Origin of the sequence: Halalkalibacter lacteus (genome assembly GCF_036663595.1) — a bacterium.
Classification (GTDB): domain Bacteria; phylum Bacillota; class Bacilli; order Bacillales; family Bacillaceae_D; genus Halalkalibacter; species Halalkalibacter lacteus.
Genome location: NZ_JAWRVL010000027.1, coordinates 1 through 23,051, shown reverse-complemented (window position 1 = coordinate 23,051; position 23,051 = coordinate 1). Strand labels below are relative to the sequence as shown.

Annotated in this window: 21 protein-coding genes, 3 pseudogenes and 1 other annotated feature; of the genes and pseudogenes, 16 read left to right on the top strand and 8 right to left on the bottom strand. The window is 35.8% G+C overall.

Annotation, left to right across the window (positions count from 1 at the left end; translation table 11 throughout):
• Positions 1-10: 10 nt before the first annotated feature.
• Together pflA and hcp are read left to right on the top strand one after the other, a co-directional pair.
• A complete protein-coding gene (gene pflA, locus SAZ04_RS17125; protein WP_332697472.1) occupies positions 11-745 on the top strand; it encodes a pyruvate formate-lyase-activating protein in 735 nt (244 codons plus the stop codon).
• Between the two features lie 166 nt (positions 746-911).
• Positions 912-2,210 carry a hydroxylamine reductase gene (hcp, locus tag SAZ04_RS17120; RefSeq protein ID WP_332697470.1) on the top strand — a complete coding sequence of 433 codons (1,299 nt, stop codon included), beginning with the start codon at positions 912-914 and terminating at the stop codon, positions 2,208-2,210.
• 299 nt (positions 2,211-2,509) lie between these two features.
• Here the strand turns inward: hcp and SAZ04_RS17115 are convergent, their stop codons facing one another.
• Positions 2,510-3,775: an L-lactate MFS transporter gene (locus SAZ04_RS17115; protein ID WP_332697468.1), complete on the bottom strand. Its 1,266-nt coding sequence runs from the start codon at positions 3,773-3,775 to the stop codon at positions 2,510-2,512.
• A gap of 513 nt (positions 3,776-4,288) precedes the next feature.
• Between SAZ04_RS17115 and SAZ04_RS17110 the strand changes: the two genes are divergently transcribed.
• Both SAZ04_RS17110 and SAZ04_RS17105 read left to right on the top strand, forming a co-directional pair.
• The gene (locus SAZ04_RS17110; RefSeq protein WP_332697466.1) at positions 4,289-4,591 is read left to right on the top strand and encodes a hypothetical protein; all 303 of its coding nucleotides are present in this window, start codon (positions 4,289-4,291) and stop codon (positions 4,589-4,591) included.
• A gap of 251 nt (positions 4,592-4,842) precedes the next feature.
• Positions 4,843-5,057, top strand: a binding site (T-box leader).
• 403 nt (positions 5,058-5,460) lie between these two features.
• Entirely contained in the window at positions 5,461-6,048 is a 588-nt protein-coding gene (locus SAZ04_RS17105) for a hypothetical protein (protein WP_332697464.1), read from the top strand.
• A gap of 69 nt (positions 6,049-6,117) precedes the next feature.
• On the opposite strand, the gene SAZ04_RS17100 is transcribed toward SAZ04_RS17105, so the two are convergent.
• Positions 6,118-7,050, bottom strand: coding sequence for a 3'-5' exonuclease (locus tag SAZ04_RS17100; RefSeq protein WP_332697462.1), 933 nt, complete (start codon positions 7,048-7,050; stop codon positions 6,118-6,120).
• A gap of 220 nt (positions 7,051-7,270) precedes the next feature.
• Between SAZ04_RS17100 and SAZ04_RS17095 the strand changes: the two are divergent.
• Both SAZ04_RS17095 and SAZ04_RS17090 read left to right on the top strand, forming a co-directional pair.
• Positions 7,271-8,016 (top strand): annotated as a pseudogene (locus SAZ04_RS17095) (aldo/keto reductase).
• A gap of 126 nt (positions 8,017-8,142) precedes the next feature.
• A complete protein-coding gene (locus SAZ04_RS17090; RefSeq protein ID WP_332697460.1) occupies positions 8,143-8,982 on the top strand; it encodes an aldo/keto reductase in 840 nt (279 codons plus the stop codon).
• A gap of 226 nt (positions 8,983-9,208) precedes the next feature.
• Here the strand turns inward: SAZ04_RS17090 and SAZ04_RS17085 are convergent, their stop codons facing one another.
• The 3 genes from SAZ04_RS17085 to SAZ04_RS17075 form a co-directional block, all read right to left on the bottom strand.
• Positions 9,209-9,409: an alpha/beta-type small acid-soluble spore protein gene (locus tag SAZ04_RS17085; protein WP_332697458.1), complete on the bottom strand. Its 201-nt coding sequence runs from the start codon at positions 9,407-9,409 to the stop codon at positions 9,209-9,211.
• Positions 9,410-9,542: 133 nt separating this feature from the next.
• Positions 9,543-10,295: an Mrp/NBP35 family ATP-binding protein gene (locus SAZ04_RS17080; protein ID WP_332697456.1), complete on the bottom strand. Its 753-nt coding sequence runs from the start codon at positions 10,293-10,295 to the stop codon at positions 9,543-9,545.
• A 248-nt stretch (positions 10,296-10,543) separates the two neighbouring features.
• Positions 10,544-11,257: a Crp/Fnr family transcriptional regulator gene (locus SAZ04_RS17075; RefSeq protein ID WP_332697454.1), complete on the bottom strand. Its 714-nt coding sequence runs from the start codon at positions 11,255-11,257 to the stop codon at positions 10,544-10,546.
• 176 nt (positions 11,258-11,433) lie between these two features.
• Between SAZ04_RS17075 and SAZ04_RS17070 the strand changes: the two genes are divergently transcribed.
• From SAZ04_RS17070 to SAZ04_RS17035, 8 genes are all read left to right on the top strand, one after another.
• Positions 11,434-12,051 carry a molybdenum cofactor guanylyltransferase gene (locus SAZ04_RS17070; protein WP_332697452.1) on the top strand — a complete coding sequence of 206 codons (618 nt, stop codon included), beginning with the start codon at positions 11,434-11,436 and terminating at the stop codon, positions 12,049-12,051.
• A gap of 179 nt (positions 12,052-12,230) precedes the next feature.
• The gene (locus SAZ04_RS17065) at positions 12,231-13,367 is read left to right on the top strand and encodes an MFS transporter (protein ID WP_332697450.1); all 1,137 of its coding nucleotides are present in this window, start codon (positions 12,231-12,233) and stop codon (positions 13,365-13,367) included.
• Positions 13,368-15,491 carry a formate dehydrogenase subunit alpha gene (gene fdhF / locus SAZ04_RS17060; RefSeq protein ID WP_332697448.1) on the top strand — a complete coding sequence of 708 codons (2,124 nt, stop codon included), beginning with the start codon at positions 13,368-13,370 and terminating at the stop codon, positions 15,489-15,491.
• 27 nt (positions 15,492-15,518) lie between these two features.
• Positions 15,519-16,061: a 4Fe-4S dicluster domain-containing protein gene (locus SAZ04_RS17055; protein WP_332697447.1), complete on the top strand. Its 543-nt coding sequence runs from the start codon at positions 15,519-15,521 to the stop codon at positions 16,059-16,061.
• 14 nt (positions 16,062-16,075) lie between these two features.
• Positions 16,076-16,606 (top strand): QcrA and Rieske domain-containing protein, encoded by a 531-nt coding sequence (locus SAZ04_RS17050; RefSeq protein WP_332697445.1) that lies wholly within the window; start codon positions 16,076-16,078, stop codon positions 16,604-16,606.
• Positions 16,599-16,787, top strand: coding sequence for a hypothetical protein (locus SAZ04_RS17045; protein WP_332697443.1), 189 nt, complete (start codon positions 16,599-16,601; stop codon positions 16,785-16,787). The genes SAZ04_RS17050 and SAZ04_RS17045 overlap by 8 nt, the downstream gene beginning before the upstream one ends.
• A 131-nt stretch (positions 16,788-16,918) precedes the next feature.
• Positions 16,919-17,629 (top strand): Crp/Fnr family transcriptional regulator, encoded by a 711-nt coding sequence (locus SAZ04_RS17040; RefSeq protein ID WP_332697441.1) that lies wholly within the window; start codon positions 16,919-16,921, stop codon positions 17,627-17,629.
• A 596-nt stretch (positions 17,630-18,225) separates the two neighbouring features.
• Entirely contained in the window at positions 18,226-19,410 is a 1,185-nt protein-coding gene (locus SAZ04_RS17035) for an MFS transporter (RefSeq protein WP_332697437.1), read from the top strand.
• Between the two features lie 106 nt (positions 19,411-19,516).
• Here the strand turns inward: SAZ04_RS17035 and yhfH are convergent, their stop codons facing one another.
• Positions 19,517-19,651, bottom strand: a complete 135-nt coding sequence (gene yhfH, locus SAZ04_RS17030) for a protein YhfH (RefSeq protein ID WP_332697435.1) — start codon at positions 19,649-19,651, stop codon at positions 19,517-19,519.
• A gap of 127 nt (positions 19,652-19,778) precedes the next feature.
• Positions 19,779-20,609 (bottom strand): deoxyribonuclease IV, encoded by an 831-nt coding sequence (locus SAZ04_RS17025; protein ID WP_332697433.1) that lies wholly within the window; start codon positions 20,607-20,609, stop codon positions 19,779-19,781.
• Positions 20,610-20,808: 199 nt separating this feature from the next.
• On the opposite strand from SAZ04_RS17025, the pseudogene SAZ04_RS17020 reads away from it, so the two are divergent.
• Both SAZ04_RS17020 and msrB read left to right on the top strand, forming a co-directional pair.
• Positions 20,809-21,387, top strand: a pseudogene (locus tag SAZ04_RS17020) (peptide-methionine (S)-S-oxide reductase MsrA); the annotation flags it as partial.
• Between the two features lie 93 nt (positions 21,388-21,480).
• Positions 21,481-21,816 (top strand): annotated as a pseudogene (gene msrB / locus SAZ04_RS17015) (peptide-methionine (R)-S-oxide reductase MsrB); the annotation flags it as partial.
• A 79-nt stretch (positions 21,817-21,895) separates the two neighbouring features.
• Here msrB and SAZ04_RS17010 read toward each other — a convergent pair.
• The gene (locus SAZ04_RS17010; protein ID WP_332697431.1) at positions 21,896-22,957 is read right to left on the bottom strand and encodes an AbrB family transcriptional regulator; all 1,062 of its coding nucleotides are present in this window, start codon (positions 22,955-22,957) and stop codon (positions 21,896-21,898) included.
• Positions 22,958-23,051 lie beyond the last annotated feature (94 nt).

The window sequence follows — 23,051 nt, the reverse complement described above, 5'->3', positions numbered from 1 at the left end:
GGGATTCGTTATGATAGGAAAGATTCATTCAATAGAAACATGTGGAACTGTAGATGGGCCTGGATTACGTTATATCGTGTTTATGCAAGGCTGTTTATTACGATGTCAATATTGTCATAATCCAGACACATGGAAGGTTGGCGAAGGAAAAGAGATCACAGTTGATGAAATTATCAACGATCTACAGTCTTATATGCCGTACTTTGAAAGCAGTGGTGGTGGAATTACGGTTTCTGGAGGAGAACCTTTGCTTCATCTCGACTTTTTAATTGAACTTTTTACAAAATGTAAGGAGCTAGGTATCCATACGACCATTGATTCTTCAGGAGGTTGTTTCCAGGAGCATCCTGAATTTTTACGCAAACTTGATCGATTACTTGGATTAACAGATTTAGTGCTACTAGACCTAAAACATATTGATCCTATCAAACATCAAGCATTAACAGGAATGAAAAATGATCACATTTTAGCTTTTGCGAAATTGCTTTCTAGTAAAAACATGCCGATCTGGGTTCGTCATGTGTTAGTCCCGGGAATTTCAGATGATGAGAACGATTTGAGAAATTTACGACTGTTTATTGACGAATTAACCAATGTAGAAAGGGTTGAAGTTCTTCCATATCATAAATTAGGGGTTTATAAATGGAAGGAATTAGGACTTGAATATGCTTTAGAGCATGTAGAACCACCAACCGAAGACAAAATCGTAGAAGCTAAGACTCTTCTATTAAGTAGACAAAAATAAAAACCAGCTGTGAGATCATTCTCAACAGCTGGTTTTTATTAGAGAACAGGTAATAAATAAAGGCCTTACAAGAATAAGTGATAAATGTCACAGATAATCACTAAAGATGTATGTAAAATACGGGTTATAGAGAGATGAAATTCATTGAAATCGGAGGCGACGTATTATGTTTTGTCATCAATGCGAACAAACACCAACTGGCGGCTGTAACATCGTTGGAGTTTGCGGAAAAAATGAAGATATTGCAAGCTTACAAGACACACTCGTTTTTGCGTTAAAAGGAATTGCAGCGTATGCAACTCATGCAAGACAACTTGGATTTTCTGACTCAGAAGTCGATGCAACAACACATGAAGCGTTGTATATGACATTAACTAATTCAAATTTTAATTTACAAGAGCATATCGATATGGCTATGAAGGTCGGCTCTTCTGCTGTTAAAGTGATGGAACTACTAGATCACGCCCATACAAGTAGACTTGGAGTACCTGAACCTGTCACTGTTTCACAAAATAAGGTTGAAGGAAAAGCCATCATTGTAACAGGTCATAATCTATTTGCATTAGAAGAATTACTTAAACAAACGGAAGGAAAAGGAGTTAATATTTACACACATTCTGAAATGCTTCCAGCCCACGGCTATCCAGAACTAAAAAAGTATCCACATTTAAAAGGGAATATCGGAAAAGCTTGGTTTGACCAACGTCGTTTGTTTGAAAAGTTCAAAGGAGCGATTCTTGCGACAACAAATTGTGTCATGCCTATTAAAGGAAGCTATTCAGACCGATTTTTTTCCTATGACATAGCAGGTTTAGAAGGGGTTGAAAAAATAGCAAATGATGATTTCACTCCTTTAATTAAAAAAGCACAATCGTTACCTGATGCAAACATGCATAGCGAAGACAGCTTAACTACTGGATTTCATCACAACACGGTTATCGGAATCGCGCCTGAAATTGTTGATGCAGTAAAAGCCGGAAAAATCCAACGTTTCTTCGTCATTGCAGGCTGCGATGCACCAGGACCAGGTGGGAATTACTACCGCGAGCTTGCAACATCCTTACCAAATGATACAGTTATTTTAACGACTTCCTGTGGTAAATTTCGATTCAACGATCACAACTTTGGAACAGTAGCAGACACAGGAATTCCACGATACATCGACTTAGGTCAATGTAATAACTCGGTTTCAACAGTCAAAATTGCGCTAGCGTTAGCAGAAGCCTTCGACTGCGAAGTAAATGAACTGCCTGTAAGCATTGTCTTATCATGGTTCGAGCAAAAAGCAGTCGCCATTCTTCTTGGCTTATTCAGCCTAGGAATCAAAGATATTCGAATCGGACCGAAGCTGCCAGAATGGATTACACCAGGCGTACTTAGTGTATTACAAGAAGCGTTTGATTTAAAGCTGATTACGACGGCTGAAGCGGATATGAGAGACATGTTGGCGTTGGGGGCTCATTGAACTTAGGAGAGGATGAAAGAATAGTGAATGGAGTTAGCATGAATTTTGTTAGTAATTAATAGTAGATAGTATTTCTGAGTGCGATGTCTATTGATATCGCACTTTATTTATTATGGTTTGATAAGAAAGATAAATACAACTAAGGATAGGGGATGAAGAGGAATAATTCTGAAACGCTCTCTTGATTTTTAATCTTATAAATTAATGCTAAAAAAGTCTACATAAATAAAACACCCAAAGTCCGATACAATGGATGTTCTTGTGAATAATTTTACATATGATACATTAGGATAAAGAGGTTATCCTGCTTTTAAAACAGATGCTTTTGTTTGTTTTCTTTTGATTTTATTAATATCATATTGAATGAGTATGGATATAATAAACGCTATGAATAATAAAATAGTAAAGAAATAGAAAGCAGGGATATAACTACCTGTAGCTTCATGAAAATAAGATACAGCAATAGGACCAACGATACCGGCAACTGACCAAGCCGTTAGAATGTATCCATGAATGGCACCCAATTCTTTTGTACCAAAGATATCAGCTATAAAGGCCGGAAGGGAAGCAAACCCACCGCCATAAACAGTCATAATTAGGAAAATGAAAACTTGAAACAAGATAACATTAGTTATATGGGGCAACGTTAGAAATGCTGTAATTTGAATGATGAAAAATACTGAAAATACAGTAGGACGACCTAAATAATCCGAAATACTAGCCCATCCAATTCTGCCACCGCCATTAAACATACCCATAAGACCGACCATGGAAGCAGCCGTTGCAACACTTAGTCCAACCATTTCTTGAGATATGGGAGAGGCAACGGAAATAATCATGATGCCTGAACTAATATTAATAAAAATCATGGCCCAAAGCATCCAGAATCGCTTCGTTTTCACAGCTTCGTTCGCAGTGAGCTGAGATAAGTCTTCTTTCAATTTTTTGTTACTAGTTTGCTTGGTCATTTTCATTCCTTCAGGCATCCAACCTTCTGATGGACGGACGATATAAGATGCACCAGACATCATTAAAACGAAATAAGCTGTTCCTAGAATATAGAATGTGTTTGGAATCCCAACAATTTCAATTAATTTAGCTGCAATGGGACTCGTTATCAGAGCACCGGCTCCAAAACCAAAGACAGCCATTCCTGTAGCTAACCCTCTTCTATCTGGAAACCACTTTACAAGGGTAGATACTGGAGAAATATAGCCTAATCCTAGTCCAATTCCTCCAACTACACCATACATGAATAAAAACAAAGGCAACGATTGAATAGATACGGCAAAACCGGCTCCAAGTTGTCCGACACTAAATAGAATGGCTGCTAACATAGCAGATTTTCGAGGACCTTTCTTTTCGACCATTCGACCAAATGTAGCTGCGGATATTCCTAAAAAAGCAATGGCTAATGTAAATGCAAGTGTAACTTGAGTTCCTTTCCAACCTACTGACTCTCCAATTGGATTTGTGTATACACTGTAGGCATAAGCTGAACCAATTGATAAATGAATAGCGATTGCAGATAATGCAATCAACCATCTATTTTTTTCCTTTTTCAAAATCCTCACTCGCCTTCTTGTTAAAATATTTACTTCATTTAAACAGATTAACATCAAACTCTGAAAAATAGTTTTTCTCACATAACAAGCATCGCCTCTCGATATAAAGTGTTATGATGTCCAACCAATTATTACTGTGAAATATTTCTAGCTGTCTCTTCTTAAATGATAGATGATTTTGAAAAAAAAAGTATGTGATACTCATCACAAACAAAAAGGTTTTATCCTTTTACAGGGATATGCATGAAAAGAAGGCCATTAAACAGTAATGGAGTTATCCGAAACTTCATTACTCTACGTTTGCCTATTTTGAAAACTTTTTAAAAAGAGTGATGAAGGTCATAGAAGTAATGCTTGTCTAACGATTACAATAATAACAGTAAGATATATTGGTTATCACAATCTGTCTTTTCGTCAGGATTATGCATATACCCATTTTCATGACATTTTTTGAGTTTCAAAGGTTAGTTCAAACTATGACTAAAAAATTATGGCTGGAAGGGATGACATCAAATGATGACCCGGGAAGTATTAAATGTGAAAGAGTATTTTAGCGATGAAGTGAAAAACCATTATTATGTTGTGTGGGAATTAATAGAGACCAATACAGATGAATCAGAAGATTCTTTTACAGAAGAGATTGTGAAAGTTATTTATGAAACAAGTGAATCCGGTTCTCTAATACCTATGTATTCATTTATCGTTGAGAAACCAGGACATATAGAAGATTTATTAACTAGAGTGAGGGAGGAGTGTAAGTTTATTTTCAAACAAAATAATACTCGTGTAGAACAAGAAAACGCTCTAACCCTTTAAAGTAAGGTTATAGTGGGTCCGTCGTAAGTCATGTACATGTCTAAATAATAGCCATAATCCATTTAGGATTATAGCTATTATCTATAGTTAGTTGTATAAATGAGAGGAGGGTTCTTATAAGATTTTTTTTAATAAGAAAATACATCAGAGAACACAATGGAGTAAAGTTAACGTTCTAAGGTGAATAAGAATTTCACTTATCCCCTGCCGGTTGATTTATTTTTCTATATTGTTTATAATGTCAAAAATATGAAAATTCTATGAAGAAGACAGTAGTTATGAGAGTGTCTTGAAGAGAGTTAGGGTTGGTGAGAGCCTAATAGATATATCATTATGAAGCGTACTTTGGTGAAACAACCTGAAAATGAAGACAAAGTAGGGTATGGTCGGAGAAGCCCGTTATCATTTGGTAAGAAGGTTCATGATGAACAATAAGAGTGGTACCGCGGGTAATCTCGTCTCTATTAGGAGACGGGAATTTTTCTTATATTTAAAATAGGAAGGTGATCGAGTTGGAATTAATTAAGACGTATGCAGAAGGAGTTGCCACTTAGGGGAAGTTATTGTATTAAATGAACCAACTTAAAAAGAAGATATTATTTGATGATATTTCATTTTAGGGTATATATAATGAGATCGTGTTTTTATTTATAAATTGAAGCGGATATAAAAAATGTTTGAAAACCGAAAGACGGATATGTGTACTATCCGTCTTTCGGTTTTTTTTATTTTTAAATTGGAAAATTACTTGAAGGAACAACATAACAGTGAATGTTATCGAATAGTATTTTCTACAGGCTTGTAAATAGAAATAGACTAAAAAATAGGAAGGGATCTTCGATAACAGAGAAATGAGGGGATACCCAGTAATGAAAATTATTAAATCATTAGATTTTATGTATGAAGGAGAAGATTTCTTAAAACAACAATTTAATATTTCTAAAACATTTGCACATCATGGACTAGAAGGAATCGATGCAACCATTAGATGGTTAGAAACATCCATTTTTCGAACAATTGTAAATGATCTAACCTTTTATATATCTGATGAACCGATTAATTTTCCTGGAGAGTTAGCAATCGATGAAGGGGAAACCTTTCAACCTGTCATTTATCTTAATATCATGTCAGTAACTGAAGATTTTCAAAATAAGGAGTACCTTTACGACATGAAAAGTGAACATACAACATGTTTTGAGTATGCATCATTTGTGATATTACATGAAGTAGGGCATTACGTACAAGCATTAATTGGAGGACAAGGGAAGAACAAAAAAGAAAGACTGTATGACTATTTTGATAAGGGTGAATTTTATTATGACCGTTTTACTGAAAATATGAAAAATGGAGTAACCTATGAGGAAAAGAAAAAATATAGGACAATCCCGCATGAAAAGGCGGCAGATAACTTTGCAAGACAACATTTAAAGGTTATGATGGCCGCTTATAAAAGATGATTAGACAAAATCATGTTATTCTTCCTTATCCTAAGTATTAAGAAGTGTTTTATGTATGAAGGAAGATTTTCATCCTCGCTTCGAATAAAGTTCTTTTACAGGCAGAATCAAATAGTCATCAAATATTACAACCTTCGAAGAGTATGCTACATGTTCTTCGTATGTTAATAAGAAATGATGATAAAAATCTACTAAATGCTCAACTAATAATATGTTTTCTTGGTTAAACACCCCAGAGCGATTAATTAGAATATTACTGTATTTGTTTACGAGACTTCTTGTTCTCTTTAATAATTTTCTAGCGCTTTTCATTGAATAAATGTCACATTCACCTATAAGATCAGTAAGATCATGAAATAGTTTATCGTTGAGATGTGTATTCATTTCATCGAACGAAAAGTGTGCATTTTCAAAGATATAATTTCTCACCATAATCAAGTCTGATTCCAATGGTTGTTGTAAGAAATTCAAATAAATGCGCAGTGTATTATATGCATCAAACATGGGGTTATGCTTCTCACCTGTAAAAGCTAAACCATATAATTTTAATGCTGCTTCTACAGAAACATTTGATTTTGAAACTCTTTTTGTGAAAATTGCTTGAAAATCAACATAGCGTTTTTCAATCTTACTTATGGTTGAGTATGAAATTTCATGTACCGATGCATCTATGTTAAGCCTCTTGAAATCACTGGGAGACCATGAAAAGAAGCGCGACTTTTTAACGCCACCAACCCAAGTTAAGAATTCCTCGAATACCATTTTGAAATCCAGTGCACTTTCTAAATCCTTATCGTAGATTCCAGTTAAATCTTTACAGAAGCGACTTAAAGGTTTGGTAGATATAGGTTTAATATACTGATCAAATGTTGTGATCTTTTCTGTTTCAATTTCAAACTTAACAGCGCCTAGTCTAATGGCTTCCATCGATTCAAAGGCCAACCCTGTATTAGAACATAGCATTTCAAAGTCAAAAAAGATATATTGTTTTAATTCGGCCATATTTTTGCCTCCTTCCTTCAACAGGAAATTATAAGGTATTATAACGTAAAAGAGAAGGACCAATAGATTCCATAAATAATAACTATAATTTTTATAGTAAATAACATAAAGGTTATTATCTCAAAATTATTTCAGTTCTTGTCCGAATGACAATGAAAACGTATACTTTTTATGGGAGGGTTTTGTTACACTCATTTTATAAAAAGAGGAGAGTATACAAATGAAATACCGTAAGCTTGGAAAAACTGATTTAACTGTATCCGTAGTTGGTATTGGCACTTGGCAATATGGAGGCGAATGGGGAAAGATTTCACACAAAAGGAAGTAGATGTTACTGTGATCACCTTTTGAAAAATTGATCGGATTTTACTTGAAAAAGGACAACAGACACTGGTCAGCAGAAGAAGTGATTAAACAATTAGATGATTCTTTAAAAGCGCTTCAAACGGACTATGTTGATCTTTATCAATTTCATTCTGGTAGTGACGAAGCATTTAAAAATGATGACCTTTGGACTGCCTTGGATAAGCAGATTAAGGCAGGGAAAGTACGGCATCTAGGAGTTTCAATTGGATCCAATGATAACATTATTCCAACTGACTTAGCAACAGAAGTAAATGCTAGTGTTATTCAAGTGGTTTATAAGTGGTTTATAATCGAGTAGATCGTATACCAGAAGAACGAGTGTTTCCTTCTTATGAAAGTCAAAATTTAGGGGTTCTTGCACGTGTACCTTTGGCGAGTGGATATTTAAGTGGGGAATATAAACCAGGTACAGTATTTGATCAAAGCGATATCGGGAATAAACATGAAGAGACAAAAGTGTTAAAGCAACTAAAGTTAGTTGAAGAAATCCAACGCTATGAAGTACCTGAAGGTATTAATATGGCCCAGTGAGCACTTGCTTGGTGTTTACAGCATCCGGCTGTTACGAGTGTCATTCCAGGATGTAAAAGTGTAAAATAAGTAGAATTAAATGCAATGACAGCTGATTTAGAGTTGGTTTCGAATGAACATCGACAAACTGTTCATTTGTGAGATAGATTAAAGTTTTATGAAATTGAATCATACATGATGAAGGAGCGATGAATAATGGTAAAGAGTTTACAAAGTACGACTACATTACATAATGGGGTGAAAATGCCTTGGCTAGGCTTAGGTGTTTTTCAAGTAAAAGACGGAGATGAAGTTGTTAATTCAATAAACGTTGCACTAGAACTTGGATATAGAAGTATTGATACAGCTGCCATTTATCAAAATGAAGATGGAGTAGGAAAAGCTATTGCTGAATCTTATGTACCTCGTGATGAACTATTCATTACTTCGAAAGTTTGGAACTCTAATCAAGGATATGAATCTACATTAGCGGCATTTGATGAAAGTTTGGATAAACTAGGTTTAGAATATCTAGACCTTTACCTAATTCACTGGCCTGTTCCAGCTCAAGGGAAATATGTAGATACGTGGAAAGCAATGGAGAAACTTTATAAGGATGGCCGTATCCGTGCAATTGGTGTAAGTAATTTTAAAATTCATCACCTTGAAGACTTACTTGCAAATTGTGAAATAAAACCGATGGTTAATCAAGTTGAATTCCATCCACGTCTTAATCAAACGGAATTACGAGAGTTCTGTAAAAAGAATGAAATTCAACTTGAAGCTTGGTCTCCTCTAATGCAGGGTGGACTTCTTGATGAGCCTATTTTAAATGAAATTGCAACGAAATATAATAAGTCAACAGCTCAAGTTATTTTACGCTGGGATTTGCAAAATGAAGTGGTCACGATTCCAAAATCAGTGAAACCGCATCGCATCGCTGAAAATGCGGACGTCTTTGATTTTGAGCTCACAGAAGAGGAGATTAGTCAAATAAACTCCCTAAATCAAGATAAGCGAATTGGCCCAGACCCTGATGAATTCAACAAAGCTTAAGTCGATATTTACTTACTTAGATAAAAAGTGACTTAGTTTTCATATAAGAATCAAAGAAAGGTGAGCAATGACAAGCTCACTTTTTTTTCGATCCAGGAATGTTCATCATTATCTAATTGAATTTAATTGATAAATATTGTAAATGGACTTTAGCAGAATCGATAAAATAATTAACAGAAAATTAATAAAGCGCTTACAAAATATAAGCGCTTTATTTAGATTTTGTTTAGAACTGAGATCCGCCCATTTGTTGTTCAGCCATTTGGACAAGACGTTTCGTAATCTCTCCGCCAACAGAACCATTTGCGCGAGAAGTTGTATCTGGTCCGAGTTGAACACCAAATTCTGATGCAATTTCATATTTCATTTGATCCAATGCTTGTTGGACACCTGGTACTACTAATTGGTTTGAATTGTTACTTGCCATGTTTTTCACCTCTTTCATGTTTTAACTCTAGTATGTTTGAAAATGAACTTCCTTATGTAGTGTAAAATATGGTAATTTTTTTCAATGAAGTTGTCAAAAAATAAGCCCCTTCGAAGAAAGGGCCATATTGTGTCTACACTTGTTCAACGAAGTCAAGCTTTTCTACTAGCTTATTTGCAAGTGTTTGATAGATATTTGTTAGTGTTTCCGACTCACTGATTAAAAGGAAAGGCTCTTCATTCGTTTGTGAACAAACAATAGGAATTTTTGCTAATAATTCTGTATTAAGATTCGCTGCAAGGGTTTCGCCGCCATCTTTACCAAACAAATAGTACTGTTCTGTACTAAATGGAGGTGTGAAATAAGACATGTTTTCAATAACGCCTAATATTGTATGTTTTGTTTCTTTAGCCATACTTCCTGCACGTTCTGCAACATGAACAGCGTTTGAATGAGGAGTAGTGACGATGATTTCTTGACAATGCGGAAGCTTGTTATGCAAATCTAAAGCAATATCTCCAGTTCCTGGTGGCATGTCAATGATGAAATAATCTATTTTTCCCCAAATGACTTCATCAAAAAAGTGATTGACCATTTTTCCAGCCATTGGTCCTCTCCAAACAATCGGGTCGTTTCCATTTGTTAGAAAACCCATAGACATCACAGTAATATTTTCATACCCAACGGGAATAATTTTATTATTAATCGTTTTTGGCTTTGATGTGATATTTAAGATTTTTGGAATACTAAATCCGTATACATCAAGGTCAATGAGAGCAACTTTTTTTCCAAGGTTTGCTAATGCTAAGGCAAGGTTTACAGCAACCGTTGATTTCCCAACCCCACCTTTCCCACTAGTTACTGCTATCACATTTTTATTTAACAATTGGCTCACTCCTTTAGACTAACTAATTACTATGATACAAAAAGAATATGATCACTACTGTGACGATCATCACATTTAACTATTAAAAGATTGTTCAAAAAGGAGATGATTTTCCCCTTTTTTGAACAATCTCTAAGCAAAAAGCGAAGCCGCAACTTAGTTTCAACCCACTTTGGATGCAAGTTCTATAAAAATGAATGCAAAAAATCCTATCTGCTTAGGTATAAGTAGATAGGATTAGATTGTTATTACATTCTACAAATTTCCAAAGGGCAACCTTCACAATGACAAATGTCTTTTAATGCTTGTATATCATTGATTAGAATATAGCCATTTTCCTGACCAAGTATCCCTTTTGTACGCAAGTCCGCTAGCATACGATTCACGCTTTCTCTTGTTGCCCCAATATATTCGCCTAATTCTCCATTCTTTACTTTTTTCGTTATACGAATGTACCTATCAAAAGGTTCGCCATATGAATTTGCCATTCTAATAATCGTAGAAGAGAGAGCACCGAGTTTTCCATGGAATGTGAGATCTCGTAATTTAGACTGTGTGATTTGGTTTAATAGTTGAGTCCATTTCAAGAACTCTACTGCGATTTCTCCGTGTTGCCAAAGGATAACTTCTAAATCCTTCTGTTGAATAACCCCAATGACACAGTCTGTTATGGCCATCGCATTATAACTATAGTTAATTGACATAAAACTGCTTAATTCTCCAAATAAATCTCCATTATCAAACATATTAAGAATATATTCTTTCCCGTCAGAAGTACTTTTTGTTAACTTAATATGACCTTCTTTTATATAAAATAGCTTATCGGCTGTGTCGCCCTCCCAAAATAAATACTTTCCTGCGTCAACGTGCTGTTCATACATAATATCCGTTAAGGCTGATAGTGTTTTTTCTGAAAGGTGAAATGTGTTTTGCTGAATGGTACGATCTAACGTTAGTGACATAAATAATTCCTCCTAACAAACGATTCACTTTATTATAGATGAAAAAAGAAAAGGAAGATGTGATAAAAATCACACTTGAATTACTTTTGGACTTTTATAAAAAATACAACTGTGACAGACTTAACAGTTTTTGTTCCTTCTTAGTTTTATAGTGTAAGAAAAAGGGGGTGAAACCTATGCAATTAACTGGGGTAATTTTAGATAGTGGAAATCACAGTATAGATAATGATCAATTAATTAGCTTACTAAAAATAGGCGAACAGACATTAATTGAGAGACAAGTAGTCGAAATGAAAAAAATTTGCAATGAGGTTATTCTTGTAACGAAAGATCCTTATGTTTATTTGCCTCTACTTGGTAACTCTATCCGCGTGATTACAGATTACTATAAAGGGTCAGGAACAATGAGTGGCATGCATGCTGCTTTCTCTTTGGCAAAGAATGAATCACTATGGATCGTTACTTCTGATATGCCATACCTTAATAAAGATGTCGTCTCGAATATGTTGGATATTAAAAATGAAACAGATGCTCAAATCATTGCTCTTGAATGGAGTGGCCACTTACATCTATACCATGGTGTATATGATCGTTCTTGTTTAGATGTAACAAATGAACTAGTAGAAAAAGAACAACTAGGTTCAATGAATATATTAGAAAAAGTAACATTTAAAGTAATGAATGTAGAAGGTTTTCAAGAGAATGATGGTCTTGTTCCTTTTCTCTTCCGTATTGGAAACAATGAAGATTATCAAAGAGTTTTACAGTTTGAACAGGACCACCATGTTTATTAAGTTTATATAATCTTAAGCGAGATACCTCTTTAGTCACTAAAAGAGATCTCGTTTTTTTATTATAGGTTGTTCCAAAAAGCATATTTTTCATTAGATGTGATGAACGTCACAGTTAATTATAGAGAAAAAATTTTACAATGAACGTATCAAATTAAGAGTAGTTAGTAAGGAGTGGAAAAATGAGCCAGATTGAAAAATCCTTTTATTCAAAATCAAGTATGTATTCATTCGGTATTGTAATGGTCTTAATTTTCTTCATGTGGGTTGGTACCGGAAAATTCTCTCATGTCGATAAGATGTTGTTCGGTTACTTAATCGCATCCTTTGTTTTTGCGATTGGAATGACGATTCGGATGTGTGCATGGGCAGTTCGACCAGCAAGCCATCAAGTGCTTAAAAGAAGTTTCAGTAATATGAAGAAGAAAAAAAGAGCGAATCGCAACTGGAAAGCGATCATGAAAACGTTCATTGATAACATCATTCTTCAAAAGTTCATTTTCAAACGTGGAATTTATAGAGGGATTATGCATTGGCTCATTGCCTGGGGCTGTATTGGTTCGTTTGCCATTACATTTGGTTTAACGTTTGGCTTGATGCATTTTAAACTCGTAGATCCCCAAACCTATCAGATGGTAGTGATGGGAATTCCTACTATTAAGATGGCTGCACATGGAATATTTGCAGAATTAGTTTACAACGGTTTAAACCTTACAGCCATGATGGTGTTAATCGGTGTAACGATGGCGTTAATTAGACGCTCTAAAAACGAAGATGTAAAGGTTACCCAGCGTGTAGAATTTGATTTGTTTCCTTTATATGTCCTACTTACGGTTACAGTAACAGGATTGTTGCTTACTGTCTCTTATAAATTTTTAGGAGGCTTCATGCATAGCTATTTAGCTCTTGTCCATCAAATCACGGTAGTTATTTTCTTAGTCTTTTTCCCATTTGGCAAACTGTTTCACCTACCGGTACGACCGCTCACTACAGCTGTGCCAATGAATTATCAAGAAGTGGTTGGTGTTGACACGAGAGAGTGTAAATCATGTCAAGCACCTTACAGCAATGATGATCAAATTGCTGATGTGAAAGAAATTCTTGAAGCACAAAGCTTTAACTTACAGTTAGAGGATGGCTCGTACCTCGCAGACTATTGTCCGAGTTGTCGAAGAAGAATTCGTGTAATGAAGCAATTAAACATTCAATCTATTTTACCTTCTCCAAACGGCCCGATTCAAACAAATAGCGGAATTCATATCCCAGGGTTTGGACAAAAGCGAGAAGATTCTTATTATGAGAAAACGGAGGACCAATAAATGAGTGAATTTCTTGTAAAAGATGGAGTTAAAAATTTACACAAACCAGGTGAGAAACTTGTGACAACCCATTGCTGCTATTGTGGCATGCAATGTGGAATGCATATTCGAGTAAATGAAAAAACAGGGAACGTAGTAGGAGTTGAGCCACGTTACGATTGGCCGGTTACACTTGGGAAAATGTGTCCAAAAGGTGTAACAGCCTATCAAACTGTCAACCATAAAGAGCGAATCTTAAAGCCATTGATTAAAAAGAATGGGGAATTTGTTGAGTCAAGCTGGGAAGAAGCGTACGATTTAATTGAAAAAAACTTTAAAAGACTTCAAAAAGAGCACGGGAAAGATGCAGTAGGTGTATTCGGCGGAGTGTCCATGACAAATGAAAAATGCTACTTAGTAGGTAAATACGCTCGTGTTGGTATTGGTACGAGATTCTTAGATTATAATGGCAGGTTCTGTATGTCTTCAGCTGCGGGTGGGCTCATGAAAACGCTTGGCATTGACCGGGGTTCAAGTTTACCATTACCAGAATTCGAACATACAGATTGCTTATTTATGGCAGGTTCAAATACGGCTGAATGCCATCCAACGATGATTCAGTGGTTATGGAAGGCGAAGGATAAAGGAGCAAAGTTAATAGTTGCCGATCCGAGGGAAACGGCAACAGCCCGAGTTGCTGATGTTCACTTAGACTTAAAGCCTGGATCTGATTCAGCGTTAGCAAATGGCATTATGCATTTATTAGTCGAAGAAGGCTATGTTGATGAAGAGTATGTAAATGAAAAGTGTAACAATTATGAAGAATTAAAAGCGATGGTTAAGAAATTCACACCTGAATATACAGAATCGATCACAGGAGTGTCTAAAGAAAAAATTATTAAAGCTGCTCATATATATGGTAAATCACCTCGCTCCATTATGACGTTCTGTCGAGGAATTGAACAACAAAACAAAGGGGTAGACAATGTAACGTTATATACGTCTATGGCATTACTTAGAGGTCAAATTGGGAAATTTGCGTCTGGTGTAGCGACGATTACAGGACAAGGAAATGGTCAAGGTGGTAGGGAGCATGGGCAGAAAGCAGATGCTCTACCTGGCTATCGGAAAATTGATAATCCAGAACATGTCAAATATGTTGCAGGAGTATGGGGAATAAAGCCAGAAGAAATGCCAAAGGCCGGAGTCTCTGCATACGAGATGTTTCATGAAATTCAAAACGAGAACATTCGTGCGATGCACATAATGTGCAGCAATCCAGCCGTATCGGCACCAAATTTAGAATATATTTGGGATGGATTAAAGAAACTTGATTTTCTAGTAGTAAGTGATTTCTTTTTATCTGAAACTGCTGAATTTGCAGATGTCATTCTTCCAACGACAACATGGGCAGAGGACGAAGGAACAACTACGAATTTAGAGGGCCGTGTCATTCGAGTACGAAAAGTAACAGATCCAGTAGGAGAATCGAAGACGGATTGGCAAATCATGAGTGATATCGCGAAGAGAATGGGGAAAGAAAGATATTTTCAATACGACAACCCGAAACAAATTTTTGAAGAATTGAGATTAGCTTCAAAAGGGGGCAAAGCAGATTATTATGGCATTACTTGGGAGCGAATCGATAAAGAGGATGGTGTTTTCTGGCCGTGTCCGTCAGAAGATCATCCCGGTACACCAACGATGTTCAAAGATAAGTTTGGAACGGAAGATGGAAAAGCAAATTTAGCAGCTGTCGATTGGGCGGAGCCTGGAGAAACACCATCTAAGGATTACCCACATATTTTAACGACCGGACGTGTTGTTTTTCATTATTTATCAGGAACGCAAACGAGACGTGTTGACTTCTTAATGCAACAATGTCCGTTACCATATATTGAGATTCACCCTGAATTAGCAAGTCAATATAACATTTCTAACGGAGAGAAGGTTTTAGTAACGACTCCCCGTTCTAATATGACCGTTGAAGCACGAATTACGAAAGCTATACGAAAAGATACGCTATTTATTCCGTATCACTGGGGCAAGGAGCTTGCTGCGAATCTGTTAACCAATCCTGCTTTAGACCCTGTATCAAGAATGCCAGAATTTAAAGTGGCTGCGGTTAAACTGGAAAAAATATAAATTAGAAGCTAAATGGGGGAACAGTTTATGGATAAAATTATGTACCTTGAATTTGAACGCTGTATCGGCTGCCGTGCTTGTCAAGCGGCCTGCCGAGAGTGTGGTGACCATGATGCAAAAGAACGGAATTATGTAGATTACATTGATTTTACAGAAAGCAGACAGACGTTTCCAATGATGTGTATGCAGTGTAAGGATCCAGCTTGTGCTAGGGTCTGTCCGGCGAATGCGATTCAAATTACGGAAGAAGGGGTTGTATTATCTGCGATGGACGAAAAGTGTATTGGCTGTCGCAACTGTACATTTGCCTGTCCGTTCGGAATTCCTAAATTTGATTTTGAAGAAAACAAAATGTATAAATGCGACATGTGTTATGACCGTTCAAAATATGATATTGCTCCAATGTGTGCATCCGTATGCCCGAGTGAAGCGATCCGGTTCATTGATTTTGAAGAGATGCAATCATTACGGAGACGTCGTACTCAAATGAATTTAATCGAAGGTAAGAAACCAAGTGAACAAGATAAATGGAAGTATGTACCTGAATTTTTCGGAGTCTATTCAGATTAGTAAGGAGGTAAATAATGACTGACAAAAAATGCAAACGAGCGAAACATAAAAGTAAAGGCGATATGGTGAATTTAACGGATAATATAAGTCGTTATGACGACTTGAAATTCAATAGAAGAGCCTTTTTAAAGTCAGCAGTAGGGGCGTCTGTAGCTCTTGGTCTGGCTACGTTGCCTTTTTCTGTGAAAGCCTTTTTAGGAGACTTTGAAGATGAGCGAGAGCTAGTAGAAATTGCAAAACTAGATTCTTTACCGAAAGGATCTTCTATCACATTCAACTATCCAACTGAAAATGACCCAGCTTTACTCGTTCATACAAAAGCAGGGGAGTTAAAAGCTTATAATAGTGCATGTACTCACTTAATGTGTCCGGTATTTTACGAAAAGGAGGAGGAAGTATTGCTTTGTCCTTGTCATCAAGGGTACTTTGATTTAAATAATGGGCATCCTTTGGCTGGACCTCCGCAACGCGAACTACCATTAATCGAAATAGAAGTTCAAAATGGAGTGGTATATGCCGTCGGAAGGAAGATTCGCCATGGGTAAAAAAATTTGTTGGACGATTATTTTTATAACACTGGCTCTGAATGTGGTAATGTTGCAATGGACAATTGAGGCGTATTTAGGGTTAGAGTTTGAGCGTGTTTTTCGTTATACAATTATTGCTATGATTTCATCACTTCTTGCATTAGTTACATTATTTAGGTGGAGAAAGGTTGAATATTAGTAATGGGGATGTCTACTGTATTTGTAGGCATTTTCCTATTTTATTTATTGGATGATCAATACTCAATTTACTTCTTATTCTATAGGTGATACGATTATTAAGATAAAGGAATGAAAGTGAGGGTGTTTATATTGGAAAGAAAAGAACAAAAAATGGTCCGTTTCTTTGAACAATTAAGTCCTGTGAATAAACAATTAATGCTCACTAAAGGAACGGAAATTACTGTACAATCTGGTTCTGTTCTTTTTTCCGAAGGAGATGCCCCTAAGTATATTTATCTAATTTTATCTGGACTGATTCGGTTAAGTAAGTTGACTTCAGATGGAAAAGAATTTTCTGTGAGTCTTCTGCAAAAAGATGAATTAGCTGGAGAAACAGGATTGTTTAATGAGTTATCTGTTACGGTTACAGCAACTCTTGAAGAAGAGGCGCAATTAATTCGTTATGAACGAACGGCATTAGAGGAATTATTTAAAGAGAATGGGGAACTGGCTGTTGCTTTTATGAAGTGGTCTGCCATCCAAAACCAATCAACACAATCAAAATTTCGCGATCTTATTTTATGTGGTAAAAAAGGCGGGCTATACTCAACTCTCATTCGCTTTAGCAATTCCTATGGCGTGCAGCATGAGAACGGAATTCTTATCAACGTCAACCTTACAAATGTTGAGATTGCTAATTATATTGGTACAACTCGTGAAGGCGTGAATCGATTGATGAATGAGTTGAAAAAGGAAAACATTATTTTCTATGAAAATAACAATATTGTGATCCATGATATTCAGTTTTTAAAGGATTTTTTACAATGCGGCGATTGTCCAGTTGAAATATGTACTATATAAGAAATTGTTCAAAATTCAACTTTGAACAATTTCTATAAGAGAATGTAGCTGTTAAGGTGATACCTTAACAGCTATTTTTATTTATGGACATTTGCGAAATAGAAAAATGTTTGAAGTGTGTTTATGAATTTATTGAAAAAGTACAGATGAAGTAAGAGTAAATAAAGTAAAGATTCCTAGATTTTTTAATGTTGAATTTTTCAAAAAGAACTCCTCCTAATGATGGTCTCTGTTAATTAGAGTTAATAATAGATCTAAATAAAATGTAAGAGTTTTAGTTAGGAAATGTAACATAGATAAACATATATTAAAATTACCCCTTAATAATTGTTAGTAAAACACTAGAGAAAGCTCGGGATCCAGAAAATAAATTTAATTTTCAAAAAAATACCATTGGTATTTACTTTGTCAAAATATCTGACAAGGTTATAGATTGTTTTGAACATTGCATCTAAAATTTAATTTGTACTCAAGAGAGTCTTGAAAAAATAATGCTCTTGTTGTTAGCAATAAAAATTATCAAACGACAAGAGAACTAAATCGAGAAAGATCTTTCTATATAATACGAATATTAAGCAACTAGAGGAGGTTTACAAATGAAATCCCGTGGTCAAACATCGGCATTATTATTGTCAACATTAGCGATGATTATTTCTTTTGCGGTTTGGTCCGTCTTTTCCCCAATCGCTTCTACTTTACAAGAGCAGTATCAACTAAGTGAGACTCAAAGAAGCTTAATCATTGTCATTCCCATTTTATTAGGTTCTGTCATGCGTATTCCTATTGGGATTATCGCTGATAAGTACGGCGCCAGAAAAGTATATACATTGACGATGCTTTTTAGTATTTTCCCAATGATTGCAGCAGGGTTTGCAAACTCATTTGGTGCCTTGCTATTTTGGGCCTTTCTAATCGGTATGGCTGGTACGACATTTACGATTGCCATAACCTATGTCACAAAGTGGTATCCAGCTGATAAACAAGGACTAGTTTTAGGTATTATCGGTATTGGTAATTTAGGGACTGCAGTTGCTTCTTTTACCGTTCCTTCAATAGTGAATTTATTTGGATTACATTGGGCGTTTTGGGGGCTAGCAATTGCGCTTGGCATTATGACTTTGATTTTTTGGCTAGGGACGAAAGAATTACCTAAGCCTAAAGAGGTAAAAACTCTAAAAGAGGCTTTGTCAGTAACAAAGTATAGAGCTACTTGGGTTTTATCTTTATATTACTTTTTGACTTTTGGTGGATTTGTTGCATTTGGTTTTTATTTACCTACTTTATTACAAGAAACGTTTAACTTTTCACCTGTTAATGCAGGATTTAATGTGGCAATATTCGTCGTTGCTGCTACTTTAATTAGACCATTCGGTGGTTATCTGGCTGATAAAATCGGTGCTAACCAAGTGATCGCCTTTTTGTTTACAGGAATCATTCTAAGTGCATTAATAATGTCTTTTACTTTAGAGAACTTTCCTTTGTTTAGTATTACTTGTCTTACAATGGGACTGTTACTAGGTGCAGGAAATGGAGCTGTATTTAAACTTGTGCCAGAAGTTTCTCCTAATAATACAGGAGCTGTTACAGGTATTATTAGTGCAATTGGTGGGATTGGTGGATTTTTTCCTCCACTTGTTATGGGTGTAATAAAAGAAGCAACTGGGAGTTATAGTTTTGGATTTATCTTATTAGCTTTATTTGCTGCAGGATGTTTATTCGTAAATATTTTTTCTGTTCTTCGAGCAAATCTAACGACTGTACGAGCTAACAAAGTAAATTAAGTATTGAATCACAGTGAACCATAAAGAAAACGGATAAAATAAAGAAAGACTGACTGAAATGTCAGTCTTTCTTTATTTTATCCGTTTTATAATAGTCAGGAGGGATCTAGTCGTGATCAATTAACCGCAAACATTTATCACATTGATTCAAGTATGATTCATGCATTTCCTCCATACTCTTTCCACAATCTGTACATATTTTCGGATCGATATTTCTGAAATATTCAGGTGTAGGTGTCATGATTAATCCCTCCAATGTTTTGTTATTTGTATTGTATTATAACAGTTGTAATAATGCAATGCTGTTTTATAATAAAATTTGAATAATTCTGCAAAATATTGTACTACAACACACGTCGAATAATCGGTTATTTAGCCCTTTGTTTTAACCATTCAATCTCTTCTTGATGTGAGATTCCCTCATTTTTGGGTGTTTCTAAAACAAAAGGAATCGTTGATAATATGTTTGAGTTAAGAAGTTGCTTAAGTTGGTCTTCGGTGATTTGTCCAGATAGAAGATTAGCATGACGATCTTTTCTTGAACCAGAGGGATACTTGGAATTATTAAAATGAATCGCCTTAAGATGAGGAAAATAGTCAAGTTCGATCCCTTTCAATTCTAATTCCGACCAGTTTTCACCATTCCATATACCACTTGCATATGCATGGCATGTATCGAGGCAGAATCCTATTTTCTCTGGATAATCAGTAAGCTTGCGAACGTGAACCATTTCTTCTAGGGTAATTCCCATATCTGACCCTGTCCCCGCATTGTTTTCAATTAGTAATTGCGCATTGCCATCCCACTGCGATAAGACGTTGTTAAGCATATCGATCATTTTTGTATATCCAGCTATTGAATCCAGCTTCTTTGTTGTCCCAAAATGAACGACTACACCAACTGATCCGCAAGCTTCTGCAATTTCAAGATCGTTTACAAGCGATCGAATAATTTGTGTTTCTATTTCCCTGTTATCTGGGATTAGCTTTGTCGGATAAGGGGTATGGAAAATGGATAGGATGCTATGCACCGAACAAAATGATGCACAACTTGAGGCATCTTCTTTATCAAAATCTTTTACGGTAAGGCTTCTTGGATTTTTCGGAAAAAACTGAAACGCTGTCGCACCTAAATTATAGGCAGTTTTCGCTGCTTGATGGTATCCATTACGAATACTTACATGACTACCGAAGTACATTTTTTCACCTACTTACAATATAAAGTGGAAATTTGTTATCCTATTCATTATGATAACATCAGTCAAAATACATGCATGGACGATCAAAATATCTTGAATAATAATAATGGAGGCGATAAAAGTGAGTATTGAGAGGTTTTCGCGCCAGGTTAAAAATTTGGAAACAGCTACGTTTGGAATGGGCTGATTTTGGGGACCTGATGCTCGGTTCGGGCATTTATCAGGTGTAATTCGTACACGTGTTGGCTATGCAGGGGGAACAATAGAAAATCCTACATATCGACAAATGGGTGACCATACAGAAACGATTGAAATAGATTTTGATCCGACTCTCATTTGTTTCGAACAAATAATGGAGGTATTTTGGGAAAATCATCATCCATCAAGAAGACGCGGTTATGGAGGAAGACAATACATGTCGCTTCTGTTATATCACAATGAAATACAGAAAAATGAAGCATTGCAAATAAAAAGAAAGTGGGAGAAGATTCGAGGTGAGGTTATTCCAACTGAGATAAAGTCTTTTACTCAATTTTTTCTCGCGGAGGAGAAGCATCAAAAATATTATTTAAAACGATATAAAACAGCCTATGAAGCAGTAAGAGAATTATTTACGACACACGACCAATTTGTACATTCAACATTGATTGCACGCTTAAATGGATTTGTTCGTGAATTCGGTACGTTATCTGATTTAAAGACGGAAATTGAAACATGGGGTCTTTCTAAATCCGATCAGATACGGATACTCGAAACACTTAATTTACTAAAATGGTAAAGGGGAGAGTGTGAGGTAAATGTACGAACTAGCTACGTTTGGAGGTGTCATTTCTGATTCATGGTTCCTCCATTTGTTGAATTACCTAGAGTTGAGGAAGGGGTCTACGTTGATATAGTTTCGGGTGAACCTTTGTTTACTTCGCTTGATAAGTTTGATTCAGACTGTGGCTGGTCGACTTTTTCACAGCCAATTATGCACTATCAAATTAAAGAAAAGCTGGATAAGAGTCATGGTATGTTAAGAAGTGAACTTCGAAATAAAATAAGGAATTCTTATTTAGGCCACGTGTTTGAAGATGGACCGAAAAATAGAGGGAGGCGCCGTTATTGCATTAATTCTGCTTCACTACGATTTATCAATAAGAAGGATTTAAAGCGAGAAGGATACGGGGAATATATGTATTTGTTTTATAAGAATTACTTTTGAGACTTTTATTTTAGATAGCTATAAGCAAAAAGAGTCAATTTCCAAAGTTTCAAAACTTTGAAATCGACTCTCTCTTTAATTATGCTGCCGTTTGTTCTACTTTTTTTCTGAAATACCATTTTAAAAATGGTGGAACGAAAATCACAATTAATAAGATACGTGTTAGTTGGAGTGCACTGACAATGGCGGGGTCTGCACCGACCATGGAGGCTGTTAGCACCATTTCAATCAACCCTCCTGGAGCAACACTTAAAATAGCAGTAGCAAGATTTATGGTTGTGAAGTTTGCTAATAATGTCCCGAAGCCAAATGATACAATGATAAGGATGAGCGCGATAGCAAAATAAACAAGACAGTATTTTCCGCCTTTTTTCAAATCTGCGAATGATATGTTCTTCCCAAGGCCGACCCCTACCGAAATTTGACCGGTGATGAGCAAAAAATGTGGAATGCTACCTAAGTCTGCAGAACTTATACTTAAAATAGCAGTTATTACAAGTGGTCCAATAACTAAACCAGCAGGGATTTTATCTTGCAACAGAATTCCTGCTATAATAGGAAGAATAAACCATAAGTAATTCCACCCTCCATACATAAAGCTTTCTGATGCTGATATCCCACCTATATTTCCTGAAGACTCAGAAAAAAAGTAAACAATGGCAGAAGGTACGATAAATAGAACTGTTAACAACCGAACAGTTTGGAAAATGACCACTAATGAAGATTGCGCATTGAGGTTTTCGCTCGCTAAGGTCATTTCTGTTAATCCACCAGGGATTGAACCGAACACACTTGTGATTTTATCAACATTGATCCAGTTCGTAACGGTAGCGCTAATGAAAATGCTTATCATGATAAGGATGATTGTTAGAAATACGTATGAAAGGAAATTAGGACCAACGATAAGGAACGTTTCGGCTGTGAAATATAACCCGAAGTATGTTCCGAGTACAATAAACCCACCATTTTTGATCGTCTTAGGCCAGTAGGATTCGCGTTTTGTAAACCCTTTCCAGAGCATAACAAATGTCATTGCTCCTAAAACCCAAGGGAGTGGTAAGTCTAATAAATAAAACAAGTAGCCACCTAAGAAACCTAGTAAGCTAGTTTCGAATATTCGATACATGTTAGTTATGTTCATGTTTAACTCCTTTAGCTCACTAGTGTTGCATAAAAATTGACGGAATTTTCAGTTTTCACATTTATCCTGCTTAGAGCCAAAAAGGTAAATACCT

What these genes read in the sequence shown, in the direction of transcription:
- pflA (WP_332697472.1), top strand. Translation starts at nt 11, where the DNA reads ATGATAGGAAAGATTCATTCAATAGAAACATGTGGAACTGTAGATGGG.
- hcp (WP_332697470.1), top strand. Translation starts at nt 912, where the DNA reads ATGTTTTGTCATCAATGCGAACAAACACCAACTGGCGGCTGTAACATC.
- SAZ04_RS17110 (WP_332697466.1), top strand. Translation starts at nt 4,289, where the DNA reads ATGATGACCCGGGAAGTATTAAATGTGAAAGAGTATTTTAGCGATGAA.
- SAZ04_RS17105 (WP_332697464.1), top strand. Translation starts at nt 5,461, where the DNA reads ATGAAAATTATTAAATCATTAGATTTTATGTATGAAGGAGAAGATTTC.
- SAZ04_RS17100 (WP_332697462.1), bottom strand. Translation starts at nt 7,050, where the DNA reads ATGGCCGAATTAAAACAATATATCTTTTTTGACTTTGAAATGCTATGT.
- SAZ04_RS17090 (WP_332697460.1), top strand. Translation starts at nt 8,143, where the DNA reads ATGGTAAAGAGTTTACAAAGTACGACTACATTACATAATGGGGTGAAA.
- SAZ04_RS17085 (WP_332697458.1), bottom strand. Translation starts at nt 9,409, where the DNA reads ATGGCAAGTAACAATTCAAACCAATTAGTAGTACCAGGTGTCCAACAA.
- SAZ04_RS17075 (WP_332697454.1), bottom strand. Translation starts at nt 11,257, where the DNA reads ATGTCACTAACGTTAGATCGTACCATTCAGCAAAACACATTTCACCTT.
- SAZ04_RS17070 (WP_332697452.1), top strand. Translation starts at nt 11,434, where the DNA reads ATGCAATTAACTGGGGTAATTTTAGATAGTGGAAATCACAGTATAGAT.
- SAZ04_RS17065 (WP_332697450.1), top strand. Translation starts at nt 12,231, where the DNA reads ATGAGCCAGATTGAAAAATCCTTTTATTCAAAATCAAGTATGTATTCA.
- fdhF (WP_332697448.1), top strand. Translation starts at nt 13,368, where the DNA reads ATGAGTGAATTTCTTGTAAAAGATGGAGTTAAAAATTTACACAAACCA.
- SAZ04_RS17055 (WP_332697447.1), top strand. Translation starts at nt 15,519, where the DNA reads ATGGATAAAATTATGTACCTTGAATTTGAACGCTGTATCGGCTGCCGT.
- SAZ04_RS17050 (WP_332697445.1), top strand. Translation starts at nt 16,076, where the DNA reads ATGACTGACAAAAAATGCAAACGAGCGAAACATAAAAGTAAAGGCGAT.
- SAZ04_RS17045 (WP_332697443.1), top strand. Translation starts at nt 16,599, where the DNA reads ATGGGTAAAAAAATTTGTTGGACGATTATTTTTATAACACTGGCTCTG.
- SAZ04_RS17035 (WP_332697437.1), top strand. Translation starts at nt 18,226, where the DNA reads ATGAAATCCCGTGGTCAAACATCGGCATTATTATTGTCAACATTAGCG.
- yhfH (WP_332697435.1), bottom strand. Translation starts at nt 19,651, where the DNA reads ATGACACCTACACCTGAATATTTCAGAAATATCGATCCGAAAATATGT.
- SAZ04_RS17025 (WP_332697433.1), bottom strand. Translation starts at nt 20,609, where the DNA reads ATGTACTTCGGTAGTCATGTAAGTATTCGTAATGGATACCATCAAGCA.
- SAZ04_RS17010 (WP_332697431.1), bottom strand. Translation starts at nt 22,957, where the DNA reads ATGAACATAACTAACATGTATCGAATATTCGAAACTAGCTTACTAGGT.